Origin of the sequence: Pseudolabrys sp. (assembly GCF_050250095.1) — a bacterium.
Taxonomy (GTDB): Bacteria; Pseudomonadota; Alphaproteobacteria; order Rhizobiales; family Xanthobacteraceae; genus Pseudolabrys.
On the sequence record NZ_JBFWPH010000001.1, the window covers coordinates 628,187 to 650,727 of the forward strand.

General features: G+C 66.3%; 24 protein-coding genes. 14 read left to right on the forward strand and 10 right to left on the reverse strand.

What is annotated here, in order from left to right:
* Window positions 1–132: 132 nt before the first annotated feature.
* Entirely contained in the window at window positions 133–4,311 is a 4,179-nt protein-coding gene (locus tag AB7F10_RS03000; protein ID WP_428557756.1) for a tetratricopeptide repeat protein, read from the forward strand.
* 13 nt (window positions 4,312–4,324) lie between these two features.
* Here the strand turns inward: AB7F10_RS03000 and fliP are convergent, their stop codons facing one another.
* Together fliP and AB7F10_RS03010 are read right to left on the reverse strand one after the other, a co-directional pair.
* Window positions 4,325–5,059 carry a flagellar type III secretion system pore protein FliP gene (gene fliP, locus AB7F10_RS03005; RefSeq protein ID WP_428587095.1) on the reverse strand — a complete coding sequence of 245 codons (735 nt, stop codon included), beginning with the start codon at window positions 5,057–5,059 and terminating at the stop codon, window positions 4,325–4,327.
* 38 nt (window positions 5,060–5,097) lie between these two features.
* Complete coding sequence (locus tag AB7F10_RS03010; protein ID WP_428557754.1) at window positions 5,098–6,039, reverse strand: flagellar biosynthetic protein FliO; 942 nt, start codon at window positions 6,037–6,039, stop codon at window positions 5,098–5,100.
* Window positions 6,040–6,314: 275 nt separating this feature from the next.
* Between AB7F10_RS03010 and flgB the strand changes: the two genes are divergently transcribed.
* From flgB to cckA, 7 genes are all read left to right on the forward strand, one after another.
* On the forward strand, window positions 6,315–6,707 hold the full coding sequence (flgB, locus tag AB7F10_RS03015; RefSeq protein ID WP_428557753.1) for a flagellar basal body rod protein FlgB: 393 nt from the start codon (window positions 6,315–6,317) through the stop codon (window positions 6,705–6,707).
* Between the two features lie 31 nt (window positions 6,708–6,738).
* Window positions 6,739–7,149, forward strand: a complete 411-nt coding sequence (gene flgC, locus AB7F10_RS03020; RefSeq protein ID WP_428557752.1) for a flagellar basal body rod protein FlgC — start codon at window positions 6,739–6,741, stop codon at window positions 7,147–7,149.
* A gap of 12 nt (window positions 7,150–7,161) precedes the next feature.
* The gene (gene fliE / locus AB7F10_RS03025) at window positions 7,162–7,482 is read left to right on the forward strand and encodes a flagellar hook-basal body complex protein FliE (protein WP_428557751.1); all 321 of its coding nucleotides are present in this window, start codon (window positions 7,162–7,164) and stop codon (window positions 7,480–7,482) included.
* A 42-nt stretch (window positions 7,483–7,524) separates the two neighbouring features.
* Complete coding sequence (gene fliQ, locus AB7F10_RS03030) at window positions 7,525–7,788, forward strand: flagellar biosynthesis protein FliQ (RefSeq protein WP_428557750.1); 264 nt, start codon at window positions 7,525–7,527, stop codon at window positions 7,786–7,788.
* A 2-nt stretch (window positions 7,789–7,790) separates the two neighbouring features.
* Entirely contained in the window at window positions 7,791–8,561 is a 771-nt protein-coding gene (gene fliR / locus AB7F10_RS03035; RefSeq protein ID WP_428557749.1) for a flagellar biosynthetic protein FliR, read from the forward strand.
* A 12-nt stretch (window positions 8,562–8,573) separates the two neighbouring features.
* A complete protein-coding gene (gene flhB / locus AB7F10_RS03040; RefSeq protein ID WP_428557748.1) occupies window positions 8,574–9,644 on the forward strand; it encodes a flagellar biosynthesis protein FlhB in 1,071 nt (356 codons plus the stop codon).
* Between the two features lie 143 nt (window positions 9,645–9,787).
* Window positions 9,788–12,403 (forward strand): cell cycle histidine kinase CckA, encoded by a 2,616-nt coding sequence (gene cckA, locus AB7F10_RS03045; RefSeq protein ID WP_428557747.1) that lies wholly within the window; start codon window positions 9,788–9,790, stop codon window positions 12,401–12,403.
* 53 nt (window positions 12,404–12,456) lie between these two features.
* Here cckA and AB7F10_RS03050 read toward each other — a convergent pair whose 3' ends face one another.
* Both AB7F10_RS03050 and AB7F10_RS03055 read right to left on the reverse strand, forming a co-directional pair.
* A complete protein-coding gene (locus AB7F10_RS03050; protein WP_428557746.1) occupies window positions 12,457–12,750 on the reverse strand; it encodes a hypothetical protein in 294 nt (97 codons plus the stop codon).
* Window positions 12,751–12,983: 233 nt separating this feature from the next.
* The gene (locus tag AB7F10_RS03055; RefSeq protein ID WP_428557745.1) at window positions 12,984–13,316 is read right to left on the reverse strand and encodes a PilZ domain-containing protein; all 333 of its coding nucleotides are present in this window, start codon (window positions 13,314–13,316) and stop codon (window positions 12,984–12,986) included.
* Between the two features lie 380 nt (window positions 13,317–13,696).
* Here AB7F10_RS03055 and AB7F10_RS03060 point away from each other — a divergent pair, with 380 nt between their 5' ends.
* The 3 genes from AB7F10_RS03060 to AB7F10_RS03070 all read left to right on the forward strand — a co-directional run bounded on the left by AB7F10_RS03060 (window position 13,697) and on the right by AB7F10_RS03070 (window position 15,602).
* Window positions 13,697–13,900, forward strand: coding sequence for a cold-shock protein (locus AB7F10_RS03060; RefSeq protein ID WP_428557744.1), 204 nt, complete (start codon window positions 13,697–13,699; stop codon window positions 13,898–13,900).
* A 211-nt stretch (window positions 13,901–14,111) separates the two neighbouring features.
* On the forward strand, window positions 14,112–14,789 hold the full coding sequence (locus AB7F10_RS03065) for a lectin (protein ID WP_428557743.1): 678 nt from the start codon (window positions 14,112–14,114) through the stop codon (window positions 14,787–14,789).
* 99 nt (window positions 14,790–14,888) lie between these two features.
* Complete coding sequence (locus AB7F10_RS03070; protein WP_428557742.1) at window positions 14,889–15,602, forward strand: glutathione S-transferase; 714 nt, start codon at window positions 14,889–14,891, stop codon at window positions 15,600–15,602.
* A 108-nt stretch (window positions 15,603–15,710) separates the two neighbouring features.
* Here the strand turns inward: AB7F10_RS03070 and AB7F10_RS03075 are convergent, their stop codons facing one another.
* The 4 genes from AB7F10_RS03075 to AB7F10_RS03090 form a co-directional block, all read right to left on the reverse strand.
* A complete protein-coding gene (locus AB7F10_RS03075) occupies window positions 15,711–16,187 on the reverse strand; it encodes a cupin domain-containing protein (protein ID WP_428557741.1) in 477 nt (158 codons plus the stop codon).
* Entirely contained in the window at window positions 16,187–16,714 is a 528-nt protein-coding gene (locus tag AB7F10_RS03080; protein ID WP_428557740.1) for an SET domain-containing protein, read from the reverse strand. Before AB7F10_RS03080 ends, AB7F10_RS03075 begins: the two co-directional genes overlap by 1 nt.
* Window positions 16,711–17,220 (reverse strand): SET domain-containing protein, encoded by a 510-nt coding sequence (locus tag AB7F10_RS03085; protein WP_428557739.1) that lies wholly within the window; start codon window positions 17,218–17,220, stop codon window positions 16,711–16,713. The genes AB7F10_RS03080 and AB7F10_RS03085 overlap by 4 nt, the downstream gene beginning before the upstream one ends.
* 107 nt (window positions 17,221–17,327) lie before the next feature.
* Window positions 17,328–18,770 carry an MFS transporter gene (locus tag AB7F10_RS03090; protein ID WP_428557738.1) on the reverse strand — a complete coding sequence of 481 codons (1,443 nt, stop codon included), beginning with the start codon at window positions 18,768–18,770 and terminating at the stop codon, window positions 17,328–17,330.
* A 135-nt stretch (window positions 18,771–18,905) separates the two neighbouring features.
* On the opposite strand from AB7F10_RS03090, the gene AB7F10_RS03095 reads away from it, so the two are divergent.
* The 3 genes from AB7F10_RS03095 to AB7F10_RS03105 all read left to right on the forward strand — a co-directional run bounded on the left by AB7F10_RS03095 (window position 18,906) and on the right by AB7F10_RS03105 (window position 21,089).
* The gene (locus tag AB7F10_RS03095; protein ID WP_428557737.1) at window positions 18,906–19,871 is read left to right on the forward strand and encodes a DUF5996 family protein; all 966 of its coding nucleotides are present in this window, start codon (window positions 18,906–18,908) and stop codon (window positions 19,869–19,871) included.
* A gap of 713 nt (window positions 19,872–20,584) precedes the next feature.
* Window positions 20,585–20,869 (forward strand): BrnT family toxin, encoded by a 285-nt coding sequence (locus tag AB7F10_RS03100; protein WP_428557736.1) that lies wholly within the window; start codon window positions 20,585–20,587, stop codon window positions 20,867–20,869.
* Entirely contained in the window at window positions 20,850–21,089 is a 240-nt protein-coding gene (locus tag AB7F10_RS03105; protein WP_428557735.1) for a hypothetical protein, read from the forward strand. The genes AB7F10_RS03100 and AB7F10_RS03105 overlap by 20 nt, the downstream gene beginning before the upstream one ends.
* A gap of 56 nt (window positions 21,090–21,145) precedes the next feature.
* Here AB7F10_RS03105 and AB7F10_RS03110 read toward each other — a convergent pair whose 3' ends face one another.
* The gene (locus AB7F10_RS03110) at window positions 21,146–21,814 is read right to left on the reverse strand and encodes a hypothetical protein (RefSeq protein WP_428557734.1); all 669 of its coding nucleotides are present in this window, start codon (window positions 21,812–21,814) and stop codon (window positions 21,146–21,148) included.
* A gap of 125 nt (window positions 21,815–21,939) precedes the next feature.
* The gene (locus AB7F10_RS03115; protein ID WP_428557733.1) at window positions 21,940–22,377 is read right to left on the reverse strand and encodes a DUF1360 domain-containing protein; all 438 of its coding nucleotides are present in this window, start codon (window positions 22,375–22,377) and stop codon (window positions 21,940–21,942) included.
* Window positions 22,378–22,541 lie beyond the last annotated feature (164 nt).

Below are 22,541 nucleotides of genomic sequence, written 5' to 3' on the forward strand. Positions count from 1 at the left end.
AAGCGCCGCCAATCCATCGAAAATCAGCAAAACAGCCTTAACGCGCCGTTAAACGGCGGTCTTTAGGCTCGGCCACGGCGCGCTCCGCGGAGTTTCGATTCCGGCGGAGATCGCGGACGGCTGGATGACGGTATGGTGGGCTGGGTCTTTGTAAGGTGTTGTGGCGAACGCGCGCGGACGGTGTTCCGCGCCGCGCGCTGCATCGTGCCCGCGCTGCTCGCCGTGCTGACGTTCGTTCCGCCGGCGCACGCCGATCCGGTCAGGGGCGACGTGCGGGTGACGACGGACCGCGGCTATGCGCGGCTGGTGTTTCGGCTCGACGAGCAGGTGGACGCCCGGATTCATCTGTCGGGTACCGTGCTCATCCTCGATTTCAAGAAGCCGATCGACGTCGCGGTCGATCGCCTCAACGCGGCGGCGCCGGATTACATCAGCGCCGGCCGGCTCGATCCCGACGGCAAGGCGGTGCGGCTCGCGCTGGTGCGCGGCTATCGGATCAACATGACACCCGCGGCCGAGCGGCTGTTCGTCGACATTCTGCCGACCGACTGGCAAGGCATGCTGCCGGGTCTGCCGCAGGAGGTGATCGACGAACTCGCGCGGCGGACGCGCGAAGCGGAGCGTCAGCTCCGCCAGCAGCGTCTGTTCGGCAAGAAGCAGAACGACGAGACCGTGCCGGTCAAGGTCGGTACTCAGCCGACCTTCACGCGCTACGTTTTCGACCTGCCGAATTTCGCCAACGTCGTTCCCGAGCGCAGCCAGGACAAGCTGACGCTAAATTTCGACCAGTCGATCAAATACGACCTCGCCGACGCGAAGGCCGCGATGCCGCCGACACTACAGTCGGTCGATGCCGAGGTCGAGCACGACTCCGTCGCCGTGTCCTTCGTCTTCAAGGGCGAGCCGGATGTCCGGTTGTTCCGCGAGGATCGCAGCGTCGTGATCGATATCGACAATGGCGGCGCGGCCACCGAAACCGAAAAGATGACCGAGAACGGTTTCGTCGAAACCTCGCCCGACGGGGCGATCAAGGCGCCGGCGCTGACCGCGCCGGAGACGGTGCCGTCGGCGCAGAAGGATCAGAAGGACAAGGACCGGAAAGACAAGGCGAGCGCCGGCGGCAAGCCGCAGACCGCGCTGCCGCCGTCCGCGGTTGCTGTCGCCGACATGAAACCGGCGAGCGACGGCCTGCCCGGACAGCCCATTGTGCCGAACAACGCCGCGACGGCGATGGCGGAGCCTGGCGGGGATACCGTACCGGGCGCCAAGCCGGCCGCCGCGACCGTACGCATGAAGCTCGACACGCCGGATGCTGCGGCCAAGGCCGCCACGGCGGTCGAAGAGGCGATGCGGCTGATGGGCGGCGACAAAGCTCCGCCGCCGCAGGTTCAGGCGCCGCAAACCCAGGCATCGCAAACCCAAGCGTCACAGCCCCAAACGTCACAGCCCCAAGCACCGCAGACGCCGGCGCCGCAAGCCGAGGCCGCGGCAACACCGCCGCAGGTCGCGCCGGCTGTGAGCAAGGCCGCGCCGGACATGCCCAAGGCCGCCGAGCGGCCGGCCGCACCGCAAGCCGTCGCGAAGGCGGAGAGCGTGACGCCGCCCGCGGCTGCGCTCCCGCCGACCGCGCCACCGCCCGTCGCTGCGCCGGCGACGACGCCGGCTGCGGCCAAACCCGCGCCCGACGCGGCGCGCGCCAAATCCGCGGTCAACAAGCCGGCCGTTACGGTGACGCCGAAGGGTGACACGCTGGTGCTCAACTTCCCGTTCTCCGCCGCGACGCCCGCGGCCGCGTTCCAGCGCGCCGAGACGCTGTGGCTGGTGTTCGACAGCGAGCAGCCGCTCGACTTCTCGGCGATCCGCAGCAGCGGCAATGCAACGCTGCGTCACGTCGCACTCGACGACTCGCGCCCCGGCGAAACCATCGTCCGCATCCGGCTCGAGCGGCCGCGTCTCGCCACGCTCGCGCCCGCGGGCAACGGCTGGAGCCTGACCATCGGCGATGCGTCGAGCCAGTCGGTCGCGCCGCTGACGGTGACGCGCAGCCTCAATGCGTCGGGCCAGCCGACCATCACCATTCCCTTCGCCAACCCGGCGAAAGTTCACCGCCTGACCGATCCGGACATCGGCGACAAGCTGCTCGTCGTGACGGCGCTCGGGCCGGCGCGCGGCTTCCTCAAGCCGCAGACCTTCGTCGAGCTGCGCGCGCTGTCGTCCGCGCACGGCGTCGTCGTGCAGCCGCTTGCCGACGACGTCGCGGCAAAGCTGTCGCCGGACAAGATCATCATCAGCCGGCCGGACGGGCTGACGCTGTCGTCCTCGATTCCCGGCAACATCAAGCAGGCCGAGGTGTCGCGGTCATACACCTTCGATCCGCAGACCTGGGGCTTCAACCGGCAGGCCGCGTTCTATCCGCGCCAGGCGGAACTGATCGCGGACGCCGCGAGCGCGCCTGAGGCGCGCCGCCGCGACGCCCGGCTCGACCTCGCGCGGTTCTATCTCGCCCGCGATCTCGTCACCGAAGCCAAGGCGGTGATCGACGTGGTGCTGCAGGACGAGCCGCCGAATTCCGACGACGTCACCGGCAAACTGATGATGGCGATCGCCAACGTCATGCTCGACCGGCCGAACGAGGCGCTGAAGGAACTGGCGAGCCCGGTCGTCGGCGAGCAGCATGACGCGCCGTTGTGGCGCGCGGTCGCGCTTGCGAAGCAGGGCCGCTGGGAAGATGCCCGCGAAGCATTCAAGGCCTCGGCGGCGCTGCTCGGCACGATTCCCATCGAACTGCAGCGGCTGGTGATGCTCTCGGCGCTTCGCAGCTATATCGAGACGCGCGATTTCACCGCCGCGTCCAAGGTGGTCAACGACTTCGAGGCGATCGGCGCTTCGGCCGAGGTCGCGCCGGAACTTGCCGTCCAGACCGGCCGGCTCGACGAGGCGCTCGGCAAGAAGGATGAGGCGCTGGCCCGGTATCGCGCGGCCGCGGAGTCCGACGACCGCCGCGCCGCGGCGCAAGGGCGGCTGCGCGAACTGGTGCTGCGCTTCAAATCGGACGAGATCAAGCGCGCCAACATGGTCGCAGAACTCGAGCGGCTGACCGCGACCTGGCGCGGCGACGAGACCGAGGCCGAGGGCCTCAAGCTGCTCGCACATTTCTACACGCAGGACGGCCGCTTCCGTGACGCCTTCCACGTCATGCGGGTGGCGCTGCTCGCGCATCCGAACTCCGACCTGACGCGCAAGATCCACGACGAGGCGGCGGCGACCTTCGGCAGCCTGTTCCTCGGCGGCAAGGGCGACGCGCTGCCGCCGATCGAGGCGCTCGGCCTGTTCTACGATTATCGCGACCTGACGCCGATCGGCCGGCGCGGCGACGAGATGATCCGTCGGCTCGCCGAGCGGCTGATCGCGGTCGATCTGCTCGAGCAGGCTTCCGAGCTGCTCGACTATCAGGTCACGCACCGCCTGCAGGGCGCGGCGCGCGCGCAGGTCGCGACCCGGCTCGCCATCGTCTATCTGATGGCGCACAAGGCCGACCGCGCGCTGGCGACGTTGCGCACGACGCGAATCTCGGGCCTCTCCACCGAACTGCGCAGCCAGCGCCTGCTGCTCGAAGCCCGCGCGCTGTCCTCGATCGGGCGGCACGACCTCGCCATCGAGGTGATCGCCAGCATGAAGGGCAACGAGGTCATCCGCCTGCGGTCGGACATCTACTGGGCGGCGAAGAAATGGCGCGAGGCGGCCGAGCAGATCGAGCTGCTCTACGGCGAACGCTGGAAAGATTTCACGCCGCTGACCGAGGCCGAGCGCGGCGACATCCTGCGCGCGGCGCTCGGTTACGCGCTGGCGGAGGACGCGATCGGGCTTGCCGCGTTCCGCGACAAATACGCGGCGAAGATGATCGACAGCCCCTCGCGGATGGCCTTCGAGACCATCACCGGCAAGCAGGGCGTCAACAGCCCCGAGTTCCGCGAGGTGGCGAGCGTGGTGGCGGCGCAGAACACGCTCGGCGCGTTTCTCGACGCGGTGCGGGCGCGCTTCCCCGACGCGACGAAACAGGAGCCGGCGCCCGCCGAGCCACCGCAGGCGACGCCGGCCCCGCAGCCGCCGGGCGAGCCGCGCGTCGAGGCGCCGGCGTCGGCGCCGGCCAATACAACCGCCAACAGCAAGCCCGATCCGGCGCCGACCGGCTCGATCGGCAGCGAGGCGCACGGCCTGATCCTGCCGCCACGGCCGCCGCGCGGCGTGAAACTCACGCGCGTGCCGCCGCCGCAAATCGGCGTGCCGCGGTTGCCGCGCGTCAGCCCTTGACGGGTTTTCGGAGTTAAGTCCCGTAACTCTGGATCAGCGAGCCTGCGACCAGGCTCCAGCCGTCGACCAGCACGAAGAAGATCAGCTTGAACGGCAACGACACCACCACGGGCGGCAGCATCATCATGCCCATCGACATCAGGATCGAGGCGACCACGAGGTCGATGATGAGGAACGGCAGGAACAACAGGAAGCCGATCTCGAAGGCGCGCTTGAGTTCCGAGATCATGAAGGCCGGGATCAGTACGCGCAGCGACAGGTCCTCGGGCTTTTCCGGCGCCGCGGTGTGCGACATGTTGATGAACAGCTTGAGGTCCTTCTCGCGCACGTTCTTCTGCATGAACTCGCGCAGCGGCGCGGCGGAACGCTCGAACGCCTGCTCCGGCGTGATCTCGTTGGCGATCAGCGGCCGCACGCCGGTGTCATAGGCTTTCTGCAGGTGAGGGCCCATCACGAAGGCGGTGAGGAACAGCGCCAGTGAGATGATGACGGCGTTGGGCGGCGCGGTCGCGGTGCCGAGCGCGGTGCGCAACAGCGACAGCACCACGACGATGCGCGTGAACGACGTCATCATCACGAGGATCGACGGCGCGAGCGACAGCACCGTCAGCAGCGCTATCATCTGCACGACGCGCTCGGTCAGGCCGGAGCCTTGGCCGAAATTGATGCTGACGTCCTGCGCGAGCGCGGGCGTGGCAAGCCCCGCTGCGAGCGTCAGCGCAATCAACCCTGTTACGCCAGCCACCACCGTCCTCAGACGAACCCGGCGGCCGGACGTTGGTGATGTCACGTTTTGTTGGCGGGACGGCCGAGCAAGTTGGCCATTTCCTGTTCGAGACTGTCGAACGGCGTTTTCGACGACGACGCGGGTTTCTCACCAGAGGCCGCGCTGTCGCGCGGGGCAGACCGCGGCGGCTCAGGCGCGCGCGGCGACGACGGGACGGGAACGGAGAACGGATCGGGCGCGGCCGCCTTGACCTCGGCGGCCTTGGTCTCGGCGGCCGGGCGGCGCAGCGCGGCCTCGAGCCGCTGCGCCATTTCCGCGAGGTTGCGGTCGCTCTGCGGCGGATGCGCCGGTTCGGCCGGAAGCGTCGGCTCGATGGCGGCGGGTTCCGGCAGCGGCGGCGGAGGAGGAATATTGAGGTCCGGCGCGGTGAAGCGCGCCGACAGGTCGGGCTGCGGCGCGGGCGGAACCGGCGTCACCGGCGGCGCGGCGCGCGGGCGCGGCGGCTCGGGCGGCGGCGTCCAGGCGTCTTCCGCCGGCGTGACGCGGGTGGCGCGCAGCGCCGTCTGCTGCTGCACCGGCGGCGAGGCCGGCGGCATCGCCGGGGCAGGCGCGATTTCCACGCTCGGCTGCAGCGGCCAGCCGTTGTTGTCGCCGAGCGGCATGGTGCGCGGCAGGCCGTCGCCGGCCATGCGGCCCGTCTCGCGGCTCGCGCCGGAGGCGCGCACGATGTTCTGCTCGACGACCACGTCGGTCGGGCCGCCGATCATCAGCAGGTGTTCGATGTTGTCGCGGCGGATCAGCACCAGCCGGCGGCGGCCGTCGACGGAAGCCGCGTCGATCACGGCAAGGCGCGGCTGGCGGCCGCGCGTCGCGCCGCCGCCCAGGCGGTTGGCGCCGAGCCGGCGCACCAGCCAGGCCGTCAGCGCGATCAGCGCCAGAACGACGACGAACGCGACGAAGAATTTCGCCGGTAGCGGCATCTCTGGAAGCAACTCGAACATCAATGGCGCTCCATTTTTGCCAACCGAGCCGGCGCGGGAATCGCCGGATTGGTTAACGCCGCCGGCACTATTTGCCGCCCGGAATACTAACAGATCATTAACAGAACGGGGGCTTTGCCATCCCCGGCGCTGATTTTCAACCTTTCTGATGGTTAACGCTTCGTCGCCGACAGGAGCGGCCAAACGTGGCGTTTTTACCGCCCGTTAACCATAAGCCCGGCAAAGTCTGCCGGGTGCGGACCGCGTCGTCGCGGCGCCGCCGGCGGAGTGGCGCGATGCCGATCACCGATATTCCGATCTTCTCGATGCTGCGCACCAAGATGGAGTGGCATCAGGAGCGCCAGAAACTGCTCGCCGAGAACATCGCCAATTCCGACACGCCGGGCTTCAAGCCGCGCGATCTCGAAATGCCGAAATTCGACGACGCGCCGCCGCCGACGGTCGGCCTGACGCTGACCTCGGGTTCCCACATCGCCGCGGTCGGGCAGAGCGGCACGAATTTTCGCGCCACCAACCGGCACGCCAGCCAGGTTCGCCCCGGCGGCAACGCGGTGAGCCTCGAGGACGAGATCATGAAGGTGTCGGCCAACCAGATGGATTACCAGGCGGCGACCGCGCTCTATCAGCGCGGCCTCGGCCTGTTGAAGACGGCGCTCGGCAAGAGGTGAGCGCGGTTAGCGGGGGCGCAGGAGGATCGCAATGGACTTCTTCAAGACGATGAGCATCGCCGCTTCCGGCCTGCGCGCGCAGGCCGGACGCATGCGCGTCATCTCGGAAAACATCGCCAATGCCGACTCGGTGCCGGAGCGTCCCGGCGCCGATCCCTACCGGCGCAAGATTCCGACGTTCCGCACCACGCTCGACCGCGAGCTGAACGCCGAGGTGGTGTCGCTCGGCCGCGTGCAGCCGGACCAGTCGGCGTTCCGCCTGAAATACGAGCCCGGCCATCCGGCCGCCGACCAGAACGGCAACGTCAAATACCCGAACGTCAACGCGCTGGTCGAAATGACCGACATGCGCGAGGCGCAGCGATCCTACGAGGCCAATATCAACGTGATCGGCGCGACGCGCCGCATGATCGTGCGCACGCTCGAGATCCTCAAAGCCTGAAGGAACTGAACCATGGCATCGCCGCTTTCCGCCGCCAGCGCCTACGCCAGCATGGCGAAACTCTCGCCGGACGCGGCGCTGCGCGCGCTGCGTCCGCAGGCCGGCAAGGAGGAGGGCGCGAGCTTCGGCGCCGCGCTCAAGGACGCGCTGATGTCGGTCAAGGAAATGGGCCAGAAGAGCGACGCCCAGACCAAGGCCGTCATCACCGGCAAGGCCAACATCGTCGATGCGGTCACCGCGGTGGCCGAGACCGAGGTGGCGATCGATGCCGTCGTCGCGGTGCGCGACAAGGTCATCGCGGCTTATGAGGAAATCATGCGGATGCCGATCTGACGGATCGGCGCTGCGCTCCAACACTCCAGACGGACAATCGAAATGACCGGACCTGACGTTCTCGATGTCGCCCGCGACTCGATCTACACGCTGCTCATCGTGTCGAGCCCCTTGATGGTGGTCGCGCTGGTGGTCGGCCTCGCCATCTCGCTGTTCCAGGCGCTGACGCAGATCCAGGAAATGACCATCGCCTTCGTGCCGAAGATCCTCGCGATCTTCATCGCCATGCTGGTGGTGCTGCCATTCATGGCGGAGCGGCTGGAGCAGCACATGATGCGGCTCGCCGCCCGCATCATCAGCGGCTGAGGATGCAGTTCGACGTCTCATTCCTGCCGGCGCTGGCGGCGGCTTTCCTGCTGGTCTTCGCGCGCGTCGGCATGATGATCATGCTGCTGCCGGGCGTCGGCGAACTGAGCATCCCGAGCCGGGTGCGGCTCACCATCGCGCTGGTGCTTGCCGCGATCCTGCTGCCGATGCACCGCAATGCCTATCAGATCGACCTGCAGTCGCTCGGTCCGGTCATCACCATGCTGTTCCAGGAGCTGCTGATCGGCGCCGTGCTCGGCATGACGGCGCGGCTCGCGGTCTCCGCGCTGCAGGTTGCCGGCGCGGTGGTCGCCCAGCAGCTCGGCCTCGGCTTCATCACCGCGGTCGACCCGACGCAGAACCAGCAGGGCGTCATCATCGGCAATTTCCTGACGCTGCTCGGCGTCGCGCTGATCTTCGCCACCGACCTGCACCATCTCGTCATCGCCGCGCTCGACGACAGCTACCGGCTGTTCCAGCCCGGCGAAATCCCGATCGTCGGCGACATCGCGCAGCTGATGACGCGCACCATTGCCACCGCCTTCAAGATCGGCATTCAGCTCTCCGCGCCGTTCCTCGTTTTCGGCCTGTTGTTCAATCTCGGTCTCGGCGTGCTGTCGCGACTGATGCCGCAGATGCAGGTGTTCTTCATTGGCCTGCCGCTGTCGATCATGCTCGGCTTCGCGCTGCTGCTCGCGGTGATCGGCACGATGATGGGCGTCTTTGTCGGCTATCTCGAAGGCGTGCTCGGCGAACTGCTGCGGCCGTTCTGACCGGAGATCGCTGTGGCCGACGAGAGCGACAACGAGAAAACAGAAGACCCGACCCAACGAAAACTGGACGAGGCGCTCAAGCGCGGCGACGTCGTCAAGAGCCAGGAGGTCAACACCTGGTTCATCATCGCCGCCGGCGCGCTGGCGCTGACGACGTTTTCCGGCAGTTTCGCCAACGGGCTGTACACCACCTTCCGCGGCCTGATCGCCAATTCCTACGCCATCCGCACCGATGGCCGCGCGCTGGTGAGCCTCGGCGAGAAGATCGGCATCGAGACGATCGCGGCGGTCGCGATTCCGTTCCTGCTGCTCCTGCTCGCGGCGATCGCCGGCAACATGGTGCAGCATCGCCTGGTGTGGACCACCGAGACGATCACGCCGAAGCTGTCGAAGATTTCGCCGATCGCCGGTCTCGGGCGCATGTTTTCCAAGCAGGCGCTGGCGAATTTCATCAAAGGATTGCTGAAGCTCACGGTGGTCGGCGTCGTGCTCACCGCGCTGCTGTGGCCGGAGCGCGACCGTCTCGAGGGGCTGATCTCGGCCGACCCGGCCGCGATCAGCGGCCTGACCATGTCGCTGTCGGCCAAGATGCTCGGCGCGGTGGTCGCCATTCTCGCCGTCGTCGCCATCGCCGATTACCTGTTCCAGTACCGCCAGTGGCACGAGAAGCAGAAGATGTCGCTGCAGGAGATCAAGGACGAATACAAGCAGTCGGAAGGCGATCCGGCGATCAAGGGCCGCATCCGCGCGCTGCGCCACAGCCGGATGCGCCAGCGCATCATGGCGGCGGTGCCGAAGGCGACCGTGGTGATCACCAACCCGACCCACTTTGCCGTCGCCCTGCAATACGAGCCGGGCATGGACGCTCCGGTCTGCGTCGCCAAGGGCGTCGATCGCATCGCGCTGAAAATCAGGGAGGTCGCCGGCGAGCATAACGTGCCAATCGTCGAGAACGTGCCGCTCGCGCGCGCGCTGCACGCTTCGGTCGAGATCGATCAGGCGATCACCCCCGAGCACTACAAGGCGGTGGCGGAGGTGATCGGCTACGTCATGCGGCTGCGCCGCGGCCTCGCGCGCCAATAGCGGTTTTGCCCGGCAATGGGGACGTTTTCCGGCCTTAAAGGGCTTGGATTGCGGCGGCGACGCCCTTGCGCCAGCCGTTGCGGCGGGGCACTCAGGGGGACGGGCGCAAATCACGTCGCGGCAGGATGAGGCGCAACAGCGGCATGTCCACGCAGGATTCAGCGGCACAGGACTCGGCGGCGGAGCCGGCCGGCGAAACGCGCGCGCCCGCGCCGCGGCCGGCCTTCGACCGCACCCGGCAGGTCGCGCGGTCCGGCGGCATCGGCTGGGTGCTCCTCGTTGCGCTGCTCTTGATCGCGGCGGCGGGCGGCATGCTGCTGATCCCGCCCGAGCGGGCCGAGCTTTACATCATGGCGCTGCTCGCCGTGCTCGCCACCGTCGGCGTGTTCTCGCTGTTTGCGCTTGCCTCCGGCATTTTCCGCACCTCGTCGAAGGACGACGCGCCGACCGCGCTGAAGGCGGTGGCCGACGGCGCCTTCGACGGCATCGTCGTCACCGACGCCGGCGGCCGCGTCGTCTATGCCAATGCCGCCTATCTCGAGCTGATCGAAGCCGACGGCACGCAGGATGTACGGCCGCTCGAGCGGGTGTTCATCGGCGAGCCGGAAGTGTCCGAGGCGATCTACCGGCTGATGAAGGCGGCCCGCGAGGGGCGGCGGCACCAAGAAGAAGTGCGGATCGCCAGCGGCAACGACGCGCCCGGCCGCTGGCTGCGCATCCGCGTGCGCCCGCTCGGCGCCGACGGCCGCGACGCCCGCATGGCGGTATGGTCGGTCGCAGACGTGACCCGCGACCGCGACCGGCAGGAAAACGTCTTCCAGGATCTTCAGCACGCCATCGACTACCTCGATCACGCGCCGGCCGGTTTCTTCTCGGTCAACGGCGCGGGCGACGTCGTCTATCTCAACGCGACACTGGCCGGCTGGCTCGACCAGGATTTTGCCCGCGTCGGCTCCGGCGGTCTCACGCTGACCGACATCGTGGCGGGCGACGGCGCGGCGCTTTTGATTCCGCGCAACCCGACACCCGGCGAGGTGCGCACCGAGGTGGTCGATCTCGACCTCAAGACCGCGATGGGCCGTCCGGTGCCGGTGCGGCTGCATCACCAGATCGCGTTCGGCGCCGACGGTGTGCCCGGCGTGTCGCGCACGCTGGTCCTCAATCGCGGCCGCGACGACGGCACCGACGACATGCAGCGCGCGGCTGAAGTGCGCTTCATGCGTTTCTTCCACAACACGCCGATGGCGATCGCGACCGTCGACAAATTTGGCCGGGTCGCCCGCAACAATCCGCGTTTCGCGCGGACCTTTACCGACACGATGAAGGACGGCAACGCCTCGATCCTCACGCTCGTCGCGGAGCGCGACCGGCCGGCGCTTGAGGCCGCGATTCAGAAAGCCTCCGAGGGACAGGGCGACATTCCGCCGGTCGAGGCGCAGCTCGTGGGTCCGAGCGAACGCTGGGCAAGCTTCTTCGTGCTGGCGGTCGAGGACGAGGATCGCGACCGCGAGGCGGCCATCGTCTATGCGCTGGAGACTACCGCGCAACGCACGCTGGAAAACCGCATCAACCAGCAGCAGAAGATGGAGTCGGTCGGCCAGCTCGCCGGCGGCATCGCGCACGACTTCAACAACGTCTTGTCGGCCATCATGATGGCGACCGACTTCCTGCTCAACGCGCACAAGCCGACCGATCCGTCCTTCCAGGACATCATGCAGATCAAGCAGAACGCCAACCGCGCCGCGGCGCTGGTGCGGCAGCTGCTCGCGTTCTCGCGCAAGCAGACGCTGCGGCCGCAGGTGCTCGATCTCAGCGAGACGCTGTCCGATCTCGGCATGCTGCTGAAGCGGCTGATCGGCGAGAAAGTTTCGCTCGACGTGCTGCACAGCCGCGACCTGTGGCCGGTCAAGGCCGACCTGTCGCAGCTCGAGCAGGTGGTGGTGAATCTCGCGGTCAATGCCCGCGACGCCATGCCGGATGGCGGCAAGCTGACGATCTGCACCTCCAACGTCACGGCGAGCGAGTGCATCAATTACAACGCCAAGGGCATGCCCGCGGCGGACTATGTGCTGGTCGAGGTGAGCGATACCGGCACCGGTATTCCACAGGACATTATCGAAAAGATTTTCGAGCCGTTCTTCTCGACCAAGGAAGTCGGCAAGGGCACCGGCCTCGGCCTCTCGACGGTCTACGGCATCGTCAAGCAGACCGGCGGCTATGTGTATGTCGACTCGAAGCCGGGCAACACGACGTTCCGCATCTTCCTGCCGCGCCATGATGCGGTCGCGGAGGACAGCCTGCCGAAGCTCGCCGCCGGCGAAGCCCCGGCCATCGCCGACGCGATGTCGGCTGCGGCGCGCGCGGAAAAGGCCGCGACCGCCAATGCCGATCTCACGGGCCAAGGCCGCATTCTGCTGGTCGAGGACGAGGAGGGATTGCGGGCGCTCAACGCGCGCGGGCTCGCCTCGCGCGGCTACACGGTGCTCGAGGCCGGCAACGGCGTCGAGGCGATCGAGGTGCTGGAACAGGAAGGCAGCGTCGACCTCGTGGTGTCGGACGTGGTGATGCCGGAAATGGACGGCCCGGCGCTGCTCAAGGAAGTGCGCCGCCGCTATCCGACGGTGAAGTTCATCTTCGTGTCGGGCTATGCCGAAGACGCTTTCGCCAAAAGCCTGCCGGACGGCGACATGCCGGCCTTCCTGCCGAAGCCCTTCACGCTCAAGCAACTGGTCGCCACCGTGAAGGAATCGATGAGCTGAGGCGAAGCATCCGCGCCGCGCCGAAAACGGCGCGACGCTGAGATGCTGCTGTCTTACGGGCAGACCTGGACATTGTGCCAGCGGCCCTGGTAGCGCGTGCGCTCCCAGTGGCAGCCGGTTGGCTGCACGTAAACATTGCCGCGCGGGCCTCCGTAATAGGCGTAGTCGCGGTGCGCGGATTCGTTCACCACCGCGCCGGTGCCGACGCCGACGATGGCGGTGCCGATGATCACCGGGATCACCCATTCCGCGAGTGCGTGAGCGGGCTTCGGTGTCGCCACCAGGGTTGTGGCGCCGAGCAGCGCCGCGCAGGAAACGGACAAGGCAGTTTTGGTCAGAGTGTTCATTGCATCACCTTTCGGTTCGGATGTTGCAACGCGCCGTCGCCAGTGGCGGCATCGGAATGCGATGCGTCCCAATGACGCTATCGCAGTGAAGCCAGTGACCGACGCGCAGCGCACCGTGTTCGCTGTGCGGGGCGGGGCTGCGGCGCTCACAAGGTCATTTCGTGAAGACTTGTCGCGCACGCGTCGCATGCGTGGACGAAATAGGGCTGGGCTGGCGCTAGATGCAGCGGAACTCAGATCGCCAATACCAGATCGGCGAACTTCTGCGCCTGGTGCACGCGCGCGAACCGTCTGTCGCGCCCCGCCATTGGCGAATGATTTTCGAAAACGACGCCGATCTCTTTCGGCGACCGCCAGACCACACGGCAGCGCCGTCTCGGTTCGCCGCGTGTCGCGAATAGCGCGGCGAAGCGCTCGGGTACGGCATCCGGGTTTTCGACCCGCAGGCGGGCGCCGGTGTCTGAAATATCGACAAGTGCGCAGGGCTGCGGGCGTGCGCCGGCCGATGCAATCCATGCGCGATAGGACAGGCGGAAACGGCGCGATCTGCGATTTTCGACAGACATGTTCAGCGGTCCGGCAAACTTCCGACCGCGGATGCCACGGGGCGGCCCGGCCGATGCACTGCACTCTATCGTTTGCTTCTTATCGATGAATAAAGCAGACCGATAACCAAGCAGGGGGTCGGGTTAAGGGTTTGGGAGCCAATTGTGGCCCGAAAGCCGCATAAACGGCCGGTTTCGCGGGCCGGCTAGCCGTGGAACCGTTGACCTTGCCCGCAAATCGGATAGGTTCCCGCCCGCAACTGGATTTTCGGCTTCACCTTGCTGACACGCTCCCGATCTCTGGGGCTGCTTCTCGATGTGAATACCCCCGAAACTCGGACTGTTGCGCAGCCGCGGGTTCGCGGCGGCAAATGCAACGAAGCGTGAAAGGAACGCGTGCAATGGCTGTCGGTACTGTGAAGTTCTTCAATACCCAGAAAGGCTACGGATTCATTCAGCCGGATGACGGCTCGAAGGATGTGTTCGTGCATATCAGCGCGGTCGAACGCGCCGGCATGCGCTCGCTGGTCGAAGGCCAGAAGATCAGCTACGAGATCATCACCGAGCGCGGCAAGCAGGCCGCCGGCAACATCCAGCCGGCCTGATCGCCAGAATCGGTTTGAGTTTCGAAAGCCCGGCGTTCGCGCCGGGCTTTTTTATTTCTCTTTATTTCGGCGCTGCGTGTGTCGCGGCTGCGACATCGTTGCGCATGGCCGGGCGCGGCGCTCACGAAGTCGTGCAGGAATAGCCCCCGAGGTGTGGTGTTAGCCTCCGTCGAACGCGCGTGCCTCGCGCGCGTCATTTGGGAGGACTTCCATGCGTTTCGTCATCAAGTCTGCGCCGCTTGTCGCCTGTCTCGCGTTGCTGCCGTTCGCCGCGCCCGCGCAGGCGCAGCAGGCCAACATGACGTTCTTTCTGACCAGCGCCGGACCCGGCAAGGGCGGCGACCTCGGCGGACTTGCCGGCGCCGACGCGCATTGCGGCAAGCTCGCGCAGGCCGCCGGCACCACCGGCAAGACCTGGCATGCCTACCTGTCGACGCAAGGGTCGGGCGCGGTGAACGCGCGCGACCGCATCGGCAACGGCCCGTGGCAGAACGCCAAGGGCGTCGTCGTCGCCAAGAGCGTCGACGACCTGCACAGCGACGCCAACAACCTGACCAAGCAGACCGCGCTCTCGGAGAAGGGCGACGTCATCAACGGCCGCGGCGACCAGCCGAACCGCCACGACGTGCTGACCGGCTCGACCGCGGACGGCAAGGCGTTCCCCGCCGACAAGGATATGACCTGCAAGAACTGGACGAGCAGCACCGATGGCGCGGCGATGGTCGGCCATCACGACCGCCAGGGCCTGCGCGATGACGCGCCGTCGAAGTCGTGGAACTCGTCGCATCCTTCGCGCGGGCCGCAGGGCTCGACCGGCGCCGGCTGCGGGCAGGCCGACCTGCGCGGCACCGGCGGCGACGGCCTGCTGTACTGCTTCGCCGTCAACTAAGCGTCTTCACCGCACGGACGAATCCGCGCCGGTCGCCCGGCGCGGATTTTTCATGGCGCGGCCTCATTGCTATGCTCCGCTCCGCGAACGGAGGCTCCGATGCGCTATGACTTCTATTACTGGCCCGGCATTCAGGGGCGCGGCGAGTTCGTCCGCCTTGCGCTCGAGGACGCGGGCGTGTCCTATGACGACGTCTGCCGGGGGAGGGGCGGCACCGAGGCGATGTTCCGCCTGATGAAGGCAAATGCCGCCAACAAGACGCCGCCCTTCGCGCCGCCGTTCCTGAAGGCCGGCAAGCTTACGGTGTCGCACGTCGCGGCGATCCTGCACTGGCTCGCGCCGCGCCACGGCCTTGCGCCGAAGTCCGACGCCGCGCGGCTCTGGCTACACCAGTTGCAGCTCACCATCACCGACTTCGCGAAGGAAATTCACGACACCCATCATCCGGTCGGCTCGTCCTACTACTACGAGGACCAGAAGCCGGAGGCGCTGCGTTTCGCCGACCAGTTCCGCAACGAGCGCGCGCCGAAATATTTCGGCTATCTGGAGGGTGTGACCGAGGCGAGCGGCGGGCCTTACGTCACCGGACGCCGGCTGAGTTATGTCGACCTGTCGGTGTTCCAGCTGATCGCCGGGCTGCGCTACGCATTCCCGAGGGCGATGAAGGGAATCGAGAAAAAGGCGCCGCGGCTTGTCGCGATCCACGACAGAGTGAGCGAGCGGCCCAACATCAAGGCCTATCTCGCGTCACCGCGGCGCATCGATTTCAACGAGAACGGCATCTTCCGCCGCTATCCGGAACTGGACGTGTAGCCTTTCCGGCATCGTGCGTCATGGCCGGGCTTGTCCCGGCGATCCACGTCTTTCTTCGACAATCAAGTCGTGGATGCCCGGCATAAAGCCGGGCATGACAGAGCGTTATCAGCCGTGCGCCGGCAGCACCTGGCCGCCGGCCTCGACCGGCTTTGCATCGACCAGCGTGAAGGCGATGACGCAGGGCTCGGTGCCTTTGTTGATCCAGTTGTGGATGGTGCCGCGCTGCACCAGCACGTCGCCGGCCTTGAGGTGGATCGAGCCGATATCGAGCGTCATGTCGATCTCGCCGGACATCACCACCGCGAAGTCCACCGTGTCGGTGCGGTGATTGCGCGGCGCGACGCCGGGCTCGAAGCTGACGATGCGGAACACGATGCCGCCGGGCAGCGCGGTCTTGACGGGGCGCTTGCTGGCGTCGTCGCTGCCGTCGTTGTTCACCGGGAAACCTTCGGTCGTCCAGATGTTGTAGAACGCCGCACCCGGCCGGTTCTGCTGCGGGTTGGTCATCACCTCGTCGAACAGAACCTTGGCTTTGCCCTGCGCGTCGTGACCGGTCACGACCCGGCGAATCTTGTGCGCCATCACGTCCTCCTTGCGGTTTTCCTGCGCGCCTTTGTCTTGCGGATTGTCTTTGCGCGGCGTTTCGATTGCAACGATTTGCTTGCCCGCCTGGCCGCTCTTTTGCGCGCGAGCCGGCGTGTTTCGCGGCGTTTTTCGATGCACGAAAGGCACAGGCAACCGATCGGCTTGAGATAGAGGTTGAAATACTCCTTGCCGTAATCGACCGTGATCTCGTCGCCCTCGCGGATGCGTTTGGTCGCGCGATAGACCATGCGGCCGCCCGTCAGCACGGCTTCGGCGTTCGGCCGGCAGGCGTGATTGACGTAGCGCGCGAGATTGCGGCGCGAGGCGCCGTCGATGGTCCAGCGCGAATTGATCTCGAACAGATAGCGGTTCGGCCGCACCCATTCGAGTTCCTTGGCCTTCGTCGTCTCGATACGGCGGCCCTTGTATTCGACGATGTCGGTATCGCGTGCGATGTCGCGGGTGGCGAACAGGCCGAGGCCGGTGCGCGACCGGCCGACGCGGAACGGTTTGATGTCTGTCATTGCCGGGAGGTTCTACGCGAGGTCTTCTTGGTTGTCTTCTTGCGGCGCGATGTGGCGGCGCGGCGTTCGGCGCGCTGCTTTGCCGCGTAGCGTTCTCTTGCCAGTCTCGCCTTCCGCCGCCGGCAGCGCCCGCACTTGCAGTTGCCCTTGCCGATGACGTTGCGCAGGTAATCGCCGCCGTAGCTGTAGGTGATTTCCTCGCCCGGCTTGATCCGCCGCAGCGACTTGATGAAGACCCGGCCGCGGAACACGATCGCCTCGGCATTCGGGTTGCAGGAATGGTTGGCGTAGCGCGCGACGTTGGCGCGCGTGGTGCCGTCGATGGTGACGTGCTTCGACACCTCGAACAGGTAGCGGTTGCCGCGCGTTTCGGCGCGCTCGGCCGCCGGTTCGGACAGGCGCGGCCCCTTGTATTCGACGATGCGGGCCCGCTTCTTGATCTCGCGGGTGGCGAACAGGCCGAGGCCGGTCAAACTGCGGCCGACGCGGAACGGTCTTGCGGGCATTGCGGCGGGGCGTTTTCGTTCGATTCCGATGGTCGCCAAAGGCGTAAGGGCTCAGGCAGAGAGGGTCAACGGCCTTGGCGGTGGCTTGTGGAGGGCCGGGCAGGGCCTCATGGCGTGGGCCGGCGCGCCGACAGCGGCTCCGCGATGTCCTCAAGGCAGCGCCGTTCCGCCGCCACGCCGAACACCAGCGCGATGAGGGCGGCAATCACCATCAGCGCCGCCGCGGCGAGATAGCCATAGAACAGGTTCCACGCCGCGCCAGTGCCGATCAGCGTGCCGAACAGCCAGGGCGCCACCACGCCACCGGCCCCGGTGCCGACCGCATAGAAAAAGGCGATGGCGAGCGCGCGCGTCTCCAGCGGGAAGATCTCGCTGACCGTGAGATAGGCCGAACTCGCCGCCGGCGAGGCGACGAAGAAGATCAGCGTCCACAGCGCGGTCTGCGTCGCCGCCGTCAGCGCGCCGGTGGCGAACAGCCAGCCGGTCGCAACCAGCAGCGCGGCCGACAGGATATATGTGACGGCGATCATCTGACGCCGCCCCCAGGTATCGAACAGGTGGCCGAGCGCCAGCACGCCGGCGAAATTGCCGATCGCGAAGGGCAGCAGATAAAGCCCGGTGTCGGAGGCCGGCACATCGTAGAACCGCGTCAGCACCAGCGCGTAGGTGAAGAAGATCGCGTTGTAGAGAAAGGCCTGCGACACCATCAGCGCGAAGCCCACGAGCGAGCGCCGCCAGTGGCGGCCGAAGATCTCCGGGATGATGACGCCGAAGCCGAAGCGGCGATGCGCGTGCAGGGCCACCGGCCGGTCCGGCACCGCGGGGAGCGCGCGGCCGCTCTCTCGCGCGATGCGCGCCTCGATCCCGGCCACCACGCGCTCGGCCTCCTCGTGGCGGCCATGCGTCATCAGCCAGCGCGGGCTTTCCGGGATGTGGCGGCGCACCGCGATGATGACGAGGCCGAGCAGCGCGCCGATCGCGAAGCCGACGCGCCAGCCGGTGTCGACCGCGAACACCGCCGGGTCGAGCAGCACCACCGTCGCGCCGGAGCCGAGCGCCGCGCCGAGCCAGAACGAGCCGTTGATATAGATGTCGATGCGGCCGCGCAGCCGCGCCGGGATCAACTCGTCGATCGCCGAATTGATCGCAGCATATTCGCCGCCGATGCCGGCGCCGGTGATGACGCGGAAGACGATGAAGCTCGCGAGGTCCCACGAGAAGGCGGTGAGGAACGCGCCGGTGAGATAGATGCCGAGCGTGACGAAGAACATCAGCCGCCGGCCGTAGCGGTCGGTCAGCCAGCCGAACAGCAGCGCGCCGGCGACCGCGCCGCCGAGATAGCAGGAGGCAGTGAGGCCGATCTCGGCGCTGGTGAGGCCGAGCGTCGCCTCGTCCTGCAACACGCCCGACACCGCGCCCTTCAGTGTCACCTCGAGGCCGTCGAGAATCCAGGTGACGCCGAGCGCGACGACGATCAGCCGGTGAAAGCGCGCGAAGGGCAGCCGGTCGAGCCGGTGCGGGATCAGCGTGCGGAACGCGGGCGCGGTCATGACGGCACGGCGGGCCTTTCGGGTCGCATCGTCAACGCGCACAGGCCGGGGAAGGTTCGCCATGCGGCGCGTGCCCGGAGGCTTTGCCTGCGCGGCGCCCTTGTGCGACGGTTTGCGGCGACCGAGGAGGCGACCATGACGACGAGCGAACGCTGGCCCGCGCTGCCTTACGCCGCCTGGAAGGACACCAAGGACACGCTGCATCTGTGGACGCAAATTGTGGGCAAGGTGCGGCTCGCGCTGACGCCGTGGCTCAACCACTCCTGGCACGTCGCGCTTTACGTCTCGGCGCGCGGCCTGACCACCGGGCCGATCCCCTATGCGGAGCCGGCGGGCACATCTGGTGGACTTGGCGAGTTCGAGATGGAGTTCGACTTCATCGACCACGCCCTGATGATCCGCACCTCCGGCGACCATACGAGACAAGTGCTGTTGCGGCCGACCGCGACCAAGGAGTTCCACGGCGAGGTGATGAAGGCGCTGCGCGACCTCGGCATCGCGGTGACGATCGACCCGCGGCCCAGCGAAATCCCCGGCGCTATCCCGTTCAACACCGACGGCGTGCACGCCTCCTACGACCGCGACGCCGCGCACACATTCTGGCGCGCGCTGCTGGCGACGCATCAGGTGTTCACCCGCTTCCGCACCGGCTTTCTCGGCAAGGCGAGCCCGGTGCATTTCTTCTGGGGTTCGTTCGATCTCGCGGTGACGCGGTTTTCCGGCCGCACCGCGCCGCCCCATCCCGGCGGCGTGCCCGGCCTGTCCGACGACGTCGCCTGCGAGGCCTATTCGCACGAGGTGTCGAGCGCGGGCTTCTGGCCGGGCGGCGGCGGCTACGACGAGGCGGCGTTCTATTCCTATGCCTATCCGGGGCCGCAGGGTTTCGCCGACGCGCGCGTGAAGCCGCAGGCTGCGTTCTGGTCGAAACCACTCGGCGAGTTTCTGCTGCCTTACGAAGCCGTGCGCACCGCGCGCGACCCCGACGCGGCGCTGATGGATTTCCTTGTTTCGACCTACGAGGCCGCCGCCAGCCTCGCCAAATGGGACCGCAAGGCGCTGGAATGCGCGATGGGGCAGCCGGGACAGTGCAGGGTGGTGTGAGAGGGAGGTGGCGGACTCCTTGGTCTGTGACCTCATCCTGAGGAGCCCGCCGAAGCTTTAGCGGAGGCGGGCGTCTCGAAGGATGAAGCTCCTGGCTCATGGTTCGAGACGCCGCGCCTTCGCCCTTCGGGCTACGGCGGGCTCCTCACCATGAGGGTGTGCGGGATCGCCCCTGTTCTTTAACGGCGCGGGGTACGCCGGACCTGTCGTAACTTACGTTCCTTCCCGAAGCATCGGGCGCGCGGAACGCCGGACGATAAGCCGCGTCCTCGGCCCCGTGTGACAGGTGAGTTTTTAGTCACACGAGCGTAGTCGCCGCGAACGCTGTCATCTCCAGCGTCCCGCGCGCGGTGTTTGAAGACGTCGCCTGCGCAAGCCCCGGCGGGGGACCGTTGTACCCGCCGCTGTTCCGGCCGCCTGCCGGATGGGGATCGCGCGGCTTCCGCCTGCCATCCGCGCGCTGCGTCGCGCGCGAAACGGCCACCGCGTGACCGGCTTTTGTTGCGCGTCTTTTGAGGGACGCGCCGCATCGGCCGGCTCCGGTTGCGTCAAGGGCCGATCTCCGCCCAAGCGCCGCCGGACCCGCCCCGCGCCAAATGACGCTGATCAGACGCCCCGATGGTGGGGCGGGATGGGTATGACTATAATCCTATACGCGGATTTGTCAAACGACAATTGAAGACCATATTTAAGTATGGTAATTTGACCATACGATGGCGCGGGACGCGAGCTTCGAATGGGACGACGCCAAGGACCGCGCCAATCGCGCGAAACATGGCGTGGCCTTCGCGCTGGCGCAGCGAGCATTTTTCGATCCCGCCCGCGTCATCGCCGAAGACCTCGGTCATAGCGGTGCCGAACAGCGCTATTTCTGCTTCGGCATTGTGGGCAATGGCGTGATGACGGTGCGCTTCACCTGGCGCGGCGGACGCATCCGGATTTTCGGCGCCGGTTACTGGCGGAAAGGAAAGGCGATCTATGAGCAACAGAACCGTTAAATACACCGCCGGCGAGATCGGCCGCGTCAGGGTTATCGAGGATTTCCTGCCGAGCCCCGACGCGCTGGTGCCGCGCGAGGATCATGTGAAGGTGACGCTGTCGCTGTCGAAGCGCTCGCTCGATTACTTCAAGCGCGAGGCGAAGAAACGCCGCGTGCCTTACCAGCGCATGATCCGCTCGCTGGTCGATATGTATGCGGAGAAGCAGGAGGGGAAGTGAGAAGGAGGAGTCTCTGTCTTCTTTGAGGAGTCCGCAGTGTCTCCTACATCGTCCTTCTAGGAAGTTGGGCTTAGAATTTGCTTTTGTTGTAGATCATCAAAAATCGCGGAAATGGAACTCGACGCGCTTGTTCTGTCTCCGACAAAAAGCCTTCCACTCGCGCTTACTTGACCGTTCCCAATCCATAAAGTCCTTCCAGAGGAAGCTTCAATGAGGCGCGCGTGAAATTCCGTTCTACGACTGTGTCGATAGATCGGAGTTGCGCTACCAAAAGTAGATTGTTGAGAGACGCCACCAATTGAGATGTTGGTAGAATTTCCAAAAGTTGTTGCCGTACCTGTTCCGGTAAAGGTGCCACTAGTGTGGCTTTGAAAAATGGTTCCCGCATACTGACTTATGACGCCTGTGTCACCAACCTGAATTGTGAGCACCGCATCGATTCCATTTTGTGCAAGGCCGCGGCGAATTTCATCGTTAGAATAATTTCGGGTTGGAGGAAAAATAATCAAAGCATCTTGCGAAGCAACGCCGCGTTTTTGCGCCTCCTCATTAACGCTGGTTTGAATCTGAGGGCCGAGAGCTCCCGGTGCGCTTACCAAGGCGGCGATATGTCGAATTGGTTTGGACGGTAACTGACGATCAGCGTAACCTTGCATCGATGTCGTGACACAACCGGACACGACAAGCGACGTTATAAGAGCAGCAATATTCAGCACGCCACGCATTGCAGGCCCCCAAGCCCGAGTAAATTGTATTGTGGGCGCAAGCTATTGCAACCTATGAATGAAATGATTTCCTTAGATTGGCATGGGGCATAGCTGAGCTAATGCCCTACTATTTAATCTTCCCCTCACTCACTCCTCTTCGCCACCGCCTTCGACACCAGCTGCAGCAGCGAGCCGATGCCGGCGACGGCGAACAGCAGCACCGTGAAGCGGCCCCAGAAGCCGAGCAGGTAGATCGTCACCACGACCAGCGCCGACCAGATGCCGGTGCACCAGATGCATTCGAGGAATTCGCAGACGAGGCGGCGCCAGCCGCGCTCGGCCTTCTTCAGCCTCCCGCCTTTCTCGTCCATGAAGGCGGCGCGCACCATCTCGAAGATCTTGTCGTAGGTGAGCAGGTGCACCATGCGGAAGGCGGCCAGCCCCATCAGCGTCAGGTCGAGGAAGCCCAGCGCGTCGAAGTCGCGGTTGCCATAGGCGTCGACCAGCGCCACCGAGATGGCGGAAAGCGCCACGAAGACGGCGAGGGCGACCGAGTTCCAGAAGTGCTGTTCGCGCGGCATCCGGCGAAGGTAACGGCCCGCGGGCGGCCATGAAAGGCTGTTATTCCGTGCGTGAGGATGGCGCGGCATGACCCTCTAAAAGTGGGACTTTCCCTTGAACCGCTCCCCCTTTTTCTTTGGAGCCGTTCCAGCTATGGCAGAGCGGAACCTCCCGTTTTGCCGCC

What these genes read in the sequence shown, in the direction of transcription:
- AB7F10_RS03000 (WP_428557756.1), top strand. Translation starts at nt 133, where the DNA reads ATGGTGGGCTGGGTCTTTGTAAGGTGTTGTGGCGAACGCGCGCGGACG.
- AB7F10_RS03010 (WP_428557754.1), bottom strand. Translation starts at nt 6,039, where the DNA reads ATGTTCGAGTTGCTTCCAGAGATGCCGCTACCGGCGAAATTCTTCGTC.
- flgB (WP_428557753.1), top strand. Translation starts at nt 6,315, where the DNA reads ATGCCGATCACCGATATTCCGATCTTCTCGATGCTGCGCACCAAGATG.
- flgC (WP_428557752.1), top strand. Translation starts at nt 6,739, where the DNA reads ATGGACTTCTTCAAGACGATGAGCATCGCCGCTTCCGGCCTGCGCGCG.
- fliE (WP_428557751.1), top strand. Translation starts at nt 7,162, where the DNA reads ATGGCATCGCCGCTTTCCGCCGCCAGCGCCTACGCCAGCATGGCGAAA.
- fliQ (WP_428557750.1), top strand. Translation starts at nt 7,525, where the DNA reads ATGACCGGACCTGACGTTCTCGATGTCGCCCGCGACTCGATCTACACG.
- fliR (WP_428557749.1), top strand. Translation starts at nt 7,791, where the DNA reads ATGCAGTTCGACGTCTCATTCCTGCCGGCGCTGGCGGCGGCTTTCCTG.
- cckA (WP_428557747.1), top strand. Translation starts at nt 9,788, where the DNA reads ATGTCCACGCAGGATTCAGCGGCACAGGACTCGGCGGCGGAGCCGGCC.
- AB7F10_RS03050 (WP_428557746.1), bottom strand. Translation starts at nt 12,750, where the DNA reads ATGAACACTCTGACCAAAACTGCCTTGTCCGTTTCCTGCGCGGCGCTG.
- AB7F10_RS03055 (WP_428557745.1), bottom strand. Translation starts at nt 13,316, where the DNA reads ATGTCTGTCGAAAATCGCAGATCGCGCCGTTTCCGCCTGTCCTATCGC.
- AB7F10_RS03060 (WP_428557744.1), top strand. Translation starts at nt 13,697, where the DNA reads ATGGCTGTCGGTACTGTGAAGTTCTTCAATACCCAGAAAGGCTACGGA.
- AB7F10_RS03065 (WP_428557743.1), top strand. Translation starts at nt 14,112, where the DNA reads ATGCGTTTCGTCATCAAGTCTGCGCCGCTTGTCGCCTGTCTCGCGTTG.
- AB7F10_RS03070 (WP_428557742.1), top strand. Translation starts at nt 14,889, where the DNA reads ATGCGCTATGACTTCTATTACTGGCCCGGCATTCAGGGGCGCGGCGAG.
- AB7F10_RS03075 (WP_428557741.1), bottom strand. Translation starts at nt 16,187, where the DNA reads ATGGCGCACAAGATTCGCCGGGTCGTGACCGGTCACGACGCGCAGGGC.
- AB7F10_RS03080 (WP_428557740.1), bottom strand. Translation starts at nt 16,714, where the DNA reads ATGACAGACATCAAACCGTTCCGCGTCGGCCGGTCGCGCACCGGCCTC.
- AB7F10_RS03085 (WP_428557739.1), bottom strand. Translation starts at nt 17,220, where the DNA reads ATGCCCGCAAGACCGTTCCGCGTCGGCCGCAGTTTGACCGGCCTCGGC.
- AB7F10_RS03090 (WP_428557738.1), bottom strand. Translation starts at nt 18,770, where the DNA reads ATGACCGCGCCCGCGTTCCGCACGCTGATCCCGCACCGGCTCGACCGG.
- AB7F10_RS03095 (WP_428557737.1), top strand. Translation starts at nt 18,906, where the DNA reads ATGACGACGAGCGAACGCTGGCCCGCGCTGCCTTACGCCGCCTGGAAG.
- AB7F10_RS03100 (WP_428557736.1), top strand. Translation starts at nt 20,585, where the DNA reads ATGGCGCGGGACGCGAGCTTCGAATGGGACGACGCCAAGGACCGCGCC.
- AB7F10_RS03105 (WP_428557735.1), top strand. Translation starts at nt 20,850, where the DNA reads ATGAGCAACAGAACCGTTAAATACACCGCCGGCGAGATCGGCCGCGTC.
- AB7F10_RS03110 (WP_428557734.1), bottom strand. Translation starts at nt 21,814, where the DNA reads ATGCGTGGCGTGCTGAATATTGCTGCTCTTATAACGTCGCTTGTCGTG.
- AB7F10_RS03115 (WP_428557733.1), bottom strand. Translation starts at nt 22,377, where the DNA reads ATGCCGCGCGAACAGCACTTCTGGAACTCGGTCGCCCTCGCCGTCTTC.